The sequence below is a fragment of the Mucilaginibacter sp. genome (assembly GCF_041088075.1).
In the GTDB taxonomy this organism is placed as follows: domain Bacteria; phylum Bacteroidota; class Bacteroidia; order Sphingobacteriales; family Sphingobacteriaceae; genus Mucilaginibacter_A.
On sequence record NZ_JBGCVY010000056.1, the window covers coordinates 83552 to 95070 of the forward strand.

Annotated in this window: 11 protein-coding genes; 8 read left to right on the plus strand and 3 right to left on the minus strand. The window is 42.8% G+C overall.

Features of this window, described 5'->3' with window-relative positions:
• The first annotated feature begins 123 nt into the window (after nt 1–123).
• From V5804_RS13690 to V5804_RS13710, 5 genes are read left to right on the plus strand one after another with little or no spacing between them, the layout of a single operon-like run.
• Nucleotides 124–918 carry a PASTA domain-containing protein gene (locus tag V5804_RS13690; RefSeq protein WP_369591960.1) on the plus strand — a complete coding sequence of 265 codons (795 nt, stop codon included), beginning with the start codon at nt 124–126 and terminating at the stop codon, nt 916–918.
• Between the two features lie 6 nt (nt 919–924).
• Complete coding sequence (locus V5804_RS13695) at nt 925–1233, plus strand: rhodanese-like domain-containing protein (protein WP_369591961.1); 309 nt, start codon at nt 925–927, stop codon at nt 1231–1233.
• 11 nt (nt 1234–1244) lie between these two features.
• Nucleotides 1245–2300 carry an endolytic transglycosylase MltG gene (gene mltG / locus V5804_RS13700; RefSeq protein WP_369591962.1) on the plus strand — a complete coding sequence of 352 codons (1056 nt, stop codon included), beginning with the start codon at nt 1245–1247 and terminating at the stop codon, nt 2298–2300.
• A complete protein-coding gene (locus tag V5804_RS13705; RefSeq protein WP_369591963.1) occupies nt 2300–2707 on the plus strand; it encodes an acyl-CoA thioesterase in 408 nt (135 codons plus the stop codon). Before mltG ends, V5804_RS13705 begins: the two co-directional genes overlap by 1 nt.
• A 9-nt stretch (nt 2708–2716) precedes the next feature.
• Entirely contained in the window at nt 2717–3733 is a 1017-nt protein-coding gene (locus V5804_RS13710) for a YihY/virulence factor BrkB family protein (protein WP_369591964.1), read from the plus strand.
• A gap of 203 nt (nt 3734–3936) precedes the next feature.
• Here the strand turns inward: V5804_RS13710 and V5804_RS13715 are convergent, their stop codons facing one another.
• Both V5804_RS13715 and V5804_RS13720 read right to left on the minus strand, forming a co-directional pair.
• Nucleotides 3937–4263 (minus strand): Rieske (2Fe-2S) protein, encoded by a 327-nt coding sequence (locus V5804_RS13715; RefSeq protein ID WP_369591965.1) that lies wholly within the window; start codon nt 4261–4263, stop codon nt 3937–3939.
• Nucleotides 4263–5030, minus strand: coding sequence for a hypothetical protein (locus V5804_RS13720; protein ID WP_369591966.1), 768 nt, complete (start codon nt 5028–5030; stop codon nt 4263–4265). Before V5804_RS13720 ends, V5804_RS13715 begins: the two co-directional genes overlap by 1 nt.
• A gap of 117 nt (nt 5031–5147) precedes the next feature.
• Between V5804_RS13720 and V5804_RS13725 the strand changes: the two genes are divergently transcribed.
• Entirely contained in the window at nt 5148–5771 is a 624-nt protein-coding gene (locus V5804_RS13725; protein WP_369591967.1) for a 7-carboxy-7-deazaguanine synthase QueE, read from the plus strand.
• 35 nt (nt 5772–5806) lie between these two features.
• On the plus strand, nt 5807–7699 hold the full coding sequence (locus V5804_RS13730) for an OmpA family protein (RefSeq protein WP_369591968.1): 1893 nt from the start codon (nt 5807–5809) through the stop codon (nt 7697–7699).
• A 113-nt stretch (nt 7700–7812) separates the two neighbouring features.
• Here V5804_RS13730 and recQ read toward each other — a convergent pair whose 3' ends face one another.
• Complete coding sequence (gene recQ, locus V5804_RS13735; protein WP_369591971.1) at nt 7813–10008, minus strand: DNA helicase RecQ; 2196 nt, start codon at nt 10006–10008, stop codon at nt 7813–7815.
• A gap of 240 nt (nt 10009–10248) precedes the next feature.
• On the opposite strand from recQ, the gene V5804_RS13740 reads away from it, so the two are divergent.
• Nucleotides 10249–11334, plus strand: a complete 1086-nt coding sequence (locus V5804_RS13740) for a mannose-1-phosphate guanylyltransferase (RefSeq protein ID WP_369591969.1) — start codon at nt 10249–10251, stop codon at nt 11332–11334.
• The last annotated feature ends 185 nt before the right edge of the window (nt 11335–11519 follow it).

Consider the following 11519-nt stretch of genomic DNA (forward strand, 5'->3'; position numbering starts at 1 on the left):
CCAGCATTTGCAGGGTCAAAAAGGAATTTACAAGATCAGCAATCAATACCTAAAATTTAGCGGGTTTTGATTATGTTTGGAGCGGTCAATCCCAACATCCTAAATGCTTACAACTGCTTGTAAATGAGTTCTTTTTTCGAATACATCAAAAGTAAAACCTTTTTCATCAACCTGCTCATTGCAGCTTTTGCCGTATTGTTTGTGGTGCTGGTTGCCGCTTTCAGCTTAAATTATTACACGCGCCACGGCAGCGGTATCCCGGTTCCGAAACTGATGGACATGCAGATTGACCGCGCAACGGCTTTGTTGGACCAGCAGGGTTTCCGGTACAAAATTGATTCGGTTTATTTGCCCGATCGTGATCCCGGAACGGTGGTACAGCAAGACCCCGACCCAAATACAAACGTTAAAGAAAACCGGACGATCTACCTTACCGTGATTACTAAACTGGCGCCAAATATCAGCTTGCCAAACCTGGAAAACACTACTTTTCGCGAAGCAACCGCCACGCTTATCAATTTTGGTTTAAAGCTGGGCGATACCACTTATCGTTCTGACATTGCTTTAAACCGCGTTTTGGAAGTCCGTTTTGCGGGAGAAATTATCAAAGCCGGTGCAAAACTGCCCAAAGGTTCGCGCATTGATTTGGTTTTGGGCGATGGCAAAGGCGCCAGCGAAGTGGATATTCCGGATTTGACCAATCAGGAACTGGATGCGGCAAAATTTGTGATCAGCCAATCGGGATTAACGATTGGAAACATTACTTACGAAGGAACGATTACCGACTCGACCAAAGTGGTGGTGAAATCGCAGCAGCCAATGAAAACAGATTCGACCACAAAAACCAGCATCGGCACACGCATCAACTTAACAGTTACGCAAGGCGCAGCAACACCGGCAACATCAACAACACCATAATTAATAATGATGGAGGCGGAAGATATCGGGGCGGAGGAATTGTTAAAACGTTTGCAAAACGGCGGACAACTGAACCTGATTGACGTGCGCGAACCGATAGAGTTTGCCACCTTTAATATCGGTGGCGTCAACATTCCGTTAAGTAAACTAAATGCCGCTGCCAGCACGTTGCCTTATCATCAAAACGAAGAAATAATTGTTATTTGCAAAATGGGTTTACGCAGCGAAACCGGCCAACAATTGCTGCGCGCGCAAGGTTTCAAAAACGTGCGCAACCTGAAAGGCGGCCTGCTGGCTTTGCACAAAATCCGTTAATATCTATTGTTATGTCTGAAAAAAACGACCAGAAACCGCATTTGCTCCGCAAGTTTTTGATTGCGCTTGGAATCCTGCTTTTACTGCTGCTGGCCTTTACCGGCTTTAATTATTACTGGAAATATTACGGGCCAAACGTAACTGACAATCAGGAGTATTTGTACATCAAAACAGGTTCCGGCTTTACCGATGTTTTGAAAACGATCAAAGAAAAAGGAATTGTAAAAGATACAACTTCTTTTGTACAAGTAGCTTACAGCGAAAAATACGAAAACCGCGTGAAGCCTGGCAAATACCGTTTGCACGATGGCATGGGCAATAAAAAATTCATCCGGATGCTGGCTTTGGGCGAACAGGAACCGGTAAAATTAGCTTTCCAAAACGTGCGTTTGAAAGAGACTTTTGCCGGGATGATCGGTAAAAAACTGGAGGCAGATTCTGCTTCCATCATCCATTTGCTAGATTCGGCGGCTTACCTCAAAACGTTTGGTTTTACGCCCGAAAACGTTTACGTAATGTTTATGCCCAATTCCTACACCATGTACTGGAACGGTTCGGCCGAAAAGTTTTTTACGCGGATGAACGATGAATACCAGAAATTCTGGACACCGGAGCGGAAAGAACAGGCCAAAGCCATTGATTTAACGCCGATACAAGTTAGCATTTTAGCTTCTATTGTGGATGCCGAAGCTTTGCACGATAACGAAATGCCAACGATTGCCGGCTTGTACCTCAACCGTTTAAACCGCGGCATGAAACTGGAGGCCGACCCAACCGTCATCTACGCCATCAAAGATTTCACCATAAAAAGAGTATTAAACCGATACTTGGTTTTCAATTCGCCTTACAACACCTATATGTTTACCGGTTTGCCGCCCGGGCCAATCATGATGCCATCTATCAATGCGGTAAAAGCAGTATTGAACTACAAAAAGCACGATTACATTTACATGTGCGCCAAAGAAGATTTTTCCGGCTACCACAATTTTGCCACCAACAAGGCCGATCATTTAATTAATGCGCGCAAGTTTCAACAAGCTTTGAACGACCGCAATATCAAACGCTGATGTTTACCCACACCACTAAAACCAGGGTCCGTTACGGCGAAACCGACCAAATGGGCTATATGTATTATGGCAATTATGCCGAATACTTTGAAGTTGGCCGGGTAGAAATGCTGCGCAGTTTGGGCATGACTTACAGCGGCATGGAAGCATCGGGAATTATTATGCCCGTGGTGGAAATGAACTGCAAATACCTGAAACCGGCTTTGTACGATGAAGAAATCAGCATCAAAGTGATCATGGAAAAAATGCCAGGTGTCCGCATCCATTTTAAATACGAACTGTATAATGAAAAAGAAGAACTGATCCATATCGGCGAAACGCTGCTGGTTTTTGTCAACCGCAAAACCAACCGGCCCTGCCTGCCTTCCGATGATTTTTTGAACCGCCTGAAACCCTTTTTCGTATAGGTTTAAAGTATGCACTGGCCGCACAGATTTCTCCTCCGCTTTAATTTTTACCACTATTTTTTAAACTGGACAAAAGCACTGATCTTGCCTGGTTTTAACTCGTTGCCGCTTTATACCATTGCTGTTTTTTTCTTTGAGGAGATCAAAAAAGAATCACTGGTAAACAAAGCATCCGGCCTGGCCTACAACCTGATGCTCGCCATTTTTCCAGGCATTATCTTTATTTTCAATTTAATCCCTTACATCCCGATCAAACATTTTCAAGATAAATTACTGTCGGTTCTGGAAACGGTGATGCCCACCAATACTTTTCTGGCTTTCCAGGGAACGATTGTGGACATTATCAAAAACCAAAACGGGCAATTGTTGTCGTTCGGGTTTCTGTCGGCCGTGTTTTTTGCCACCAACGGCGTCAGTAATTTGATGGCGGCTTTTAATAAATCGGCGTTGACTACCGAAACCAGGAGTTGGCTGCGCAGGCGATGGATTGCATTGGTTTTGACTTTGCTGATCCTGATTTCGTTTTTGGCAGGAATTACCATCCTGATTTTCGGACAAAAGTTTATCGGTTTTACCCGCAACCAAGTGCACGGAAACAGAAGCGATATTCTTTGGGTTTCGCTTTTTGTGCTGATTCGCTGGACAATCGTAATCCTGCTGTTTTTGGTAACGGTTTCTATTTTGTACCGATATGCGCCGGTCCATACTCGCCGCTGGAAATTTTTCAGCGCGGGTTCTATTCTGGCTACCACGCTTGCTGTTTTAACGTCGCTGGGTTTTAGTTTTTACATCAACCATTTCTCTTCGTACAATAAAATCTACGGCTCGATCGGAACGCTGATTGTAACGATGATCTGGCTTTACCTCAACTCGCTGATTATTTTATTGGGTTTTGAACTGAACGCGAGTATTGACCTTTCCAAACAAAGCATCAAAATTGTACAGCCCAGTTTCAATGCTTTCAAACCGAAAAAACAGGTGGTAAAAGAAGTACCGCCAAAAACAGGGATGAACTATCGACGGTGATTGCTGTAGAGACGTTACATGTAACGTCTCTACCGTCATTTCGCACCGTAGGGAGAAATCTTCTTTCAACCCGCTATGCTTCTTTTATCACCTAAAATTTAGTTTCTTCGACTTGTAATTTATCGCTTCAAAGAAGATTCCTCACTTCGGTCGGAATGACAAAAGCATCGGCATGACGAAAGCGGTGAAATGACAGCAAAAACCTAAAACAAACGCCACTTCTTTTTAACCTGTACAAAAACGCCGTCTGCCCGAACTTTAACCGGAAAAGTATCAATATAATCACCTTGACCGGCCGCGCCCCGCCCGGTTTCTAAATTATATTCGTAACGGTGAAGCGGACAAACAACGCTTCCGTTTTTGCACCAACCGCCTGCCAGTTCGCCTCCGGCATGTGGGCATTTAGCCGAAACTGCATAATATTTTCCCTCGAAAACCACCAGACAAATATCACGGCCATTTGCTTTCAGCTTTCGGATAGATGCTTCTTTTACTGGCATATTTTCGGCAACTTTTATCCATTCCGGCATCAGTATTCTATTTTCAGGTTCATCAACTGCGGCATTTTTACAATCTCTTCAAAATTGCTGCTTAACGTTAACTGCTTTTTATCGGGCGATAATTTGGCTTTTGCATTTCCGGTTTTTTTGACAGGCCGCGGAAAGTGCATGATCACCGAATACGGCATGTCAATCAGCGCGGCTTTGGCCATGTTATACATGGCTTCGTTCTGTTTAAAATACTTTCTAAACTTTACGGTATCCACTTTTCTGGAAAAATGTTTGGTACTGATATCGTAGTTAAAATAATCTTCGTTGATGCCCATTCCACCGCTGCCCGAACTGGCTTGTATCACCTGCGGATCACTGATCAATTGCCCTAATTTTTGTTGCTGGGCAATGTTTGAAATGTGCGTTAAAAAATATTTTACCTCTTTCGGGCTCTTTGCTTCGTACTGCACGCTGGCCAGCATTTGTTTATTTTTCAGGTTTAACTTGAGGTGCAACAAAGTTGCCCGCGACAAATCAACCTGTTCGTTGTTTAATTTTTTACGTTCAGCTTCGGTTAAATCACTGTAAAAATTAACGGCCGTATCTTTCGGCATTAAATACGAAGGCGACTGACGGACAGAATCCGGCAGCAAATTGGAAAGCACCGAAACCGCCTTGCCCAAATTAAAAACATAATTGATTTTGCAGGAACCGTTTTTTTGAAAAACATAATGCTCTTCTACATTGGCGCACGAAAAAAACACCGATAAAAGAAGCATCAGTACAGTAAAGTAAAGTTTGTTCACGTGGAATTTAATTTGGATTAATGATACTGATTTTGCGGCGGTAAAGTAAACATAATGTCTGAAAACTGCATCGCTTAAAACCGTTGCAGTCCTAATGTTTATATTTGCATGGTGATAATGACTTTAACAAAACCGGCCAGCGAGACGATGCTTCCTTTAATGGAAGAATTTTATACCATTCAGGGTGAAGGCTTTAACACCGGAAAGGCCGCTTATTTTATCCGTTTGGGCGGCTGCGATGTAGGTTGCCCGTGGTGCGATGTAAAGGAAAGCTGGGACGCCCAACAACATCCTTTAACTTCAGTTGATTTGATTGTAGAAAATGCGGCCAAACATCCGGCAAAAGCAGTGGTGATAACCGGCGGAGAACCGTTGATGTATAATTTGGATTACCTCACTTCCAAACTGCAAAAAAGAGGCATTAAAACGTTTATCGAAACTTCCGGCGCCTATCCGCTTTCCGGTTCTTGGGATTGGATTTGCCTTTCGCCCAAAAAATTTAAAGCGCCAACGCCTTCGGTTTTAGCTGCTGCGGATGAATTGAAAGTGATCGTTTTTAATAAATCAGATTTTAAATGGGCCGAAGAACACGCCGAACTGGTTGCTGCAGATTGCAAACTGTACCTGCAGCCCGAATGGTCTAAAGCTGCTTTGGTTACGCCGCTGATTGTGGATTACGTGATGCAAAACCCAAAATGGGAAGTTTCGCTGCAAACGCATAAATATTTGAACATTCCTTAATATGTTTTTAACTTGGTTTCGTATAAACTTCTGTTATGCGATACCTATTGATACTTCTTTTATGCCTTCCTTTTTGTGCTTTTGCACAGCGGCAATATGCTACCAATAATAAAGAAGCTATTAAATTTTATGTGCTGGCTAATGAAAGTATTAATTACCAGCAATACGAAAAGGCCGCTGATCTACTTAAACAAGCCATCGCTGCCGATGATGAATTTACCGATGCGCATTATCAGTTAGGAAGCGTTTATTTGTACACACATCAATATCCCGAAGCTTCGGTCCAGTACCTCAAAACCATTGCCCTCAACCCCAATTTTAACCGGGCGGTTTATTTGAATTTAGGCAACGTAAATATCATGCTGGGCAAATATGCCGAGGCAAAAGAAGCATTGCAGAAATATTTAACGTTTAACGAGATCCAGCCGAAAGACCGCGCAACGGCGCAGAAACTCATTGTGGATTGCGACTTTAGTGTACAGGCCGTGCAGCATCCGGTGGATTTTAAGCCTATCAATTTGGGCACTTCCATCAACACCAGCGCGGATGAATATCTGCCAAACGTTACTGCGGATGAAAGCACGATCATTTTTACGCGGAAAATTGGCAACAACGAAGATTTTTACCAGAGCAAAAAACTAAACGGAAAATGGACAAACGCGGTTGGCCTGAGTGCCAAAATCAACACGCCGGAATTTAACGAAGGTGCGCAATCGCTCACGCAAGACGGCCAATATTTATTCTTCACCGGTTGCAACCGTCCCGATGGTTTAGGCAGATGCGACATATTTTTATCCCATAAAAACAGTACCGATTGGGACAAACCGTTTAACCTGGGCGGCCCGATTAACACGCCGGGCTGGGAATCACAACCTTCCATTAGTGCCGACGGCAAAACATTGTATTTTGTGAGCCTAAGAAAAGGCGGTTACGGCGGTTACGATATTTGGAAATCCACCATCACCGAAAAAGGCTGGAGCGAACCGGAAAACCTCGGCCCAAACATCAACACGCCTTACGATGAGCAATCGCCTTTTATCCACCCGGACGACCAAACTTTGTATTTTTCCTCCAACGGCTGGCCGGGCTTGGGCAGTAAAGATTTGTTTTTGAGCCGGAAAGGCAAAGACGGCAAATGGCAAAAGCCGGAAAACCTAGGTTATCCCATCAATTCCAGCGGCGATGAAAACGGCTTAACGCTTACGGCCAATGGTTCGTATGCTTTTTTCTCCTCCAACAATTTAAAAGGTGCCGGCGGTTATGATATTTATACGTTTGAAATGCCCGAAAAACTGCGGCCAAATGTGGTAACGTATGTAAAAGGAACCGTAAAAGATGCCAAAAGCAAACAGGCGATTGATGCCGATGTACAAATTATAGATTTGAAAACCAACCAAACAATTTTCCAAAATGTAAACGCTTTAAACCAGGAACAATTTTTGGCAACTTTACCGATAGGAAAAGATTATGGTTTGAATATTTCGCGTCCGGGTTATTTGTTTTATTCGGAAAATTTCTCGTTGGCCAACCAGAAAGTTGGGAAACCTTACAACATTGATGTGGCTTTGCAGGCGATTGAAGTTGGAAATAAATCGGTGTTGCGAAATATCTTTTTCGATACGAATAAATCAGAATTGAAACCGGAATCAAAAACTGAATTAAACAAGTTGATCAGTTTTATGAGTTTAAATCCGAAAGTAACAATTGAAATTTCAGGCTTTACGGACAATGTTGGCGATGCAAAATCAAACCAAACCTTATCCGAAAACCGCGCAAAAGCTGTTCAGCAATATTTGATTGCCAATAAAGTGGCCACCGAAAGATTAACATTTAAAGGTTACGGCGCGATGCAACCGGTTGTCCCAAACACAACCGATGAAGGCCGAAGCCGAAACAGAAGAACGGAGTTTAAAATTGTATCGTTTTAAACAATACTTCTTTTACCGGTATAAAATTGGTGGTTGATTTTAAATGTTAGAAGACAGATTTTACAGGCATAAAAGAAGCATTGAAAATAAATCCAATGCTTCTTTTATCCGTGTTAATTTCCTAATTCCGACATAAACTTGATGCGCATCAACTGCAGTTCTTCGTGCGTGTAATCATCAGAACCTAATTCTTTTAAAGCATTTTCAATCGAATCGGCTTCTGCAGAACGGAAATAATCGAACACTTCTTCCTGGCGGTCTTCGTCAATCAAATCATCAATATAATAACTTAAATTGAGTTTGGTTCCCGAGTTGACGATGGATTCGATCTCGCGCAAAATATCTTCGTACGATAAACCTTTGGAAGAAGCAATATCTTCTAAAGCAATATGGCGGTCAATGTTTTGGATGATGGAAACTTTGATGGCCGATTTATTGGCAGCGCTTTTGATCACCAAATCAACCGGGCGGTCAATATCGTTTTCTTCTACATATTTTTTAATCAGTGCAATAAAAGGCGCGCCAAATTTTAAAGCCTTGCCAGCGCCAACACCCGAAATTTGTTTCAATTCATCCATATTGATTGGATAATGCAAACACATTTCTTCTAAGGAAGGATCCTGAAAAACAACAAATGGCGGTACGTTTTTTTGCTTGGCCACTTTTTTGCAAAGCTCTTTCAGCATTTGCAGCAATTGCGTGTCTAAAACGCCTGAACTTTGCGGCGTATCATCTTCCGCAGTATCGTCATCTGTGGCACCCATCGGCCGGTTCAATACCCATTTTTGTTCGTATGGGTCTGTCAAATATTCTTTGCCGCTTTCTGTCAGCCTTAACAAACCGTAATAATCAATATCTTTTGCCAGGAAATTGTTGAGCAACGCCTGCCGCATCAGCGATTTCCACAGGTTTTCGCCTTCTTTCACACCCGAACCAAATTCCGGCAATAGATGATGCTCGTAGTTGTGGATCTGCGGATTATCAACGCCCATCAAAACACTGATGATATGATGGTCGTCAAACTTTTCGCCCAGCTTCACAATCAGGTTTAAAGCTTTCAGCAACGGTTCTTCTACATTAAAAAACTCCTTTTGTGCGCGGCAATTGTCGCACATGTCGTGGCAGTCTTTCGCATCGAAGTTCTCGCCAAAATAATGCAAAATTTGCTTCCTACGGCAAACGGCAGATTCGGCGTAATCAATCACTTCTTTCAAAATCTGTGTGCCGATTTCACGTTCGGCCACAGGCTTGTCTTTCATAAACTTTTGCAGCTTGTCAATATCTTTTTCCGAGTAAAAAGACAGACAAATTCCTTCGCCGCCATCGCGGCCTGCGCGGCCGGTTTCCTGGTAATAACCTTCCATGCTTTTTGGCACGTCGTGGTGGATGACGTAACGGACATCCGGTTTGTCAATCCCCATCCCGAAGGCAATCGTGGCCACAATCACGTCCACATCTTCCATCAAGAATTTATCTTGTGTGTCCGCACGAACTTTCGGGTCTAAACCCGCGTGATAAGGCAAAGCTTTTATTCCGTTTAAATTTAAAGCTTCGGCAACTTCTTCTACTTTTTTACGGCTGAGGCAATAAACAATGCCCGATTTTCCTTGGTGCTGCTTTACAAAACGAACGATTTCTTTCAATACGTTTCGTTTGGCACGCACTTCATAATATAAGTTGGTGCGGTTGAAGGACGATTTATACAAAAGCGCGTTGTTCATTTGCAGGTTCTTTTGGATGTCCTGCTGCACTTTTGGCGTTGCGGTTGCGGTTAAGGCGATGATCGGGATATTATCGCCAATGTTACTGATCACCTGGCGGATCTTTCGGTATTCCGGCCGGAAATCATGCCCCCATTCCGAAATACAATGCGCTTCGTCAACCGCCACGAACGAGATTTTCACCAGTTGCAAAAAATCTACGTTTTCCTGCTTGGTCAGGGATTCCGGCGCAACATACAGCAGCTTTGTTTTGCCGGTGATTACGTCTTCTTTTACCCTTGCAATTTCTGTTTTGTTTAAAGAGGAGTTGAGGAAATGCGCCGTACTGTCCGAACCTCCAAAAGCCCGCAACTGGTCAACCTGGTTTTTCATGAGCGCAATCAGCGGCGAAATAACGATTGCCGTGCCTTCGCTCATTAAAGCCGGCAACTGGTAACACATGGATTTGCCGCCGCCGGTTGGCATGATTACAAACGTATCTTTGTCTGCCAGTATGTTTTCTATAATTATTTCCTGATCGCCTTTGAAATTATTAAAACCAAAAAAACTTTGTAAATTGTCAAAAAGCGATTTTTTTGCCTCTGTCATTGTCTCCATTAAAATTATTTTTTTATTAACTTTCAATTTAAAACCTTTTAATTGAAAGAAAAATCGTATGCGAATTTAACTTTTTTATGCAATAAAAAAAGCACCATTTGTAAACTTATACGTTTAAATGATGATCTTTTTGCTTTATATACACGTAAACGGTTTGGTGCAAATACCAGCTAATCCAACTATTTTTCACATCTTCACACCAAAAATTTACACTCACTAAGATTAACTTCTATGAATAAGAATTATTATGCCATCATCATGGCGGGTGGCATTGGCAGCCGTTTCTGGCCAATCAGCAGGACTTCTTATCCCAAACAATTTATTGATATTTTAGGAACAGGAAAAACCCTGATCCAACATACGTATGACCGTTTTTTAAAAATCTGCCCGAAAGAAAACATCTACGTCGTAACGAACGACATTTATATTGAGCTGGTAAAAACGCAATTGCCGGACATGGAGTACAGCCAGATTTTAGGCGAGCCCGTGATGCGCAACACCGCGCCATGCGTGGCTTACGGCTGCTTCAAAATCCTGAACGGAAACGAGGATGCGGTGATTACAGTTGCGCCTTCAGATCATTTGATTATGGACGAAGCCGGCTTTGTAAAAACCATCAACCAATCTTTGGAAACTGCCGAAAAACACCAGAGTTTGATTACGTTGGGCATCAAACCTTCGCGGCCGGACACGGGCTACGGCTACATCCAATACACAGAAGAAGCGTTGGACAACGCTTTTTACAAGGTAAAAACCTTTACCGAAAAACCAACGCTGGACATTGCCACAACGTTTATCCAAAGCGGTGACTTTTTATGGAACGCCGGCATTTTTGTGTGGAGCGCCAAAGCCATTACCAAAGCTTTTGCGCAGTATTTGCCGGACATGAACGAGATTTTTGAAGAAGCCAATTCGGTTTACAACACGGCGGACGAAAAGGCTTATGTTTCGCAGGTTTACCAGCAATGCACCAACATTTCGATTGATTACGGCATTATGGAAAAAGCAGACAATGTTTATGTGATCCCTTCGGAGTTTGGCTGGTCGGATTTGGGAACCTGGGCTTCCGTTTACCAATTGGCCGAAAAAGATGAACAGGGAAACGCAGCTATTCCTTCAGAAAAGGTGATCCTTTACGATTCTTCCAATTGTATGGTCAACGTGCCGGACGAGAAATTGGTCATCATCCAGGGTTTGAACGATTACATTGTGGTTGAAGCCAACAACACCTTGCTGATTTGCCCGAAAGACCAGGAACAGAACGTTAAAAAAGTAGTGGCCGATGTGAAACAGAAGTTTGGGACGGTTTATATTTGAGGAGGTGCGGGGTAAGAGGTTTGAGGTGCGGGCCTAAGTTGAGAAATAGCAAAACAGTAATTGATATAGGGCCTGATTGAATTTTGTTTCAATATTGACAATGCTTCTTTTACCGCCTAAAAATCATTGTCTTTTTTGTGGTATCTATACCAATATAATATCCAAGACAAAATTTATAGGCCTCA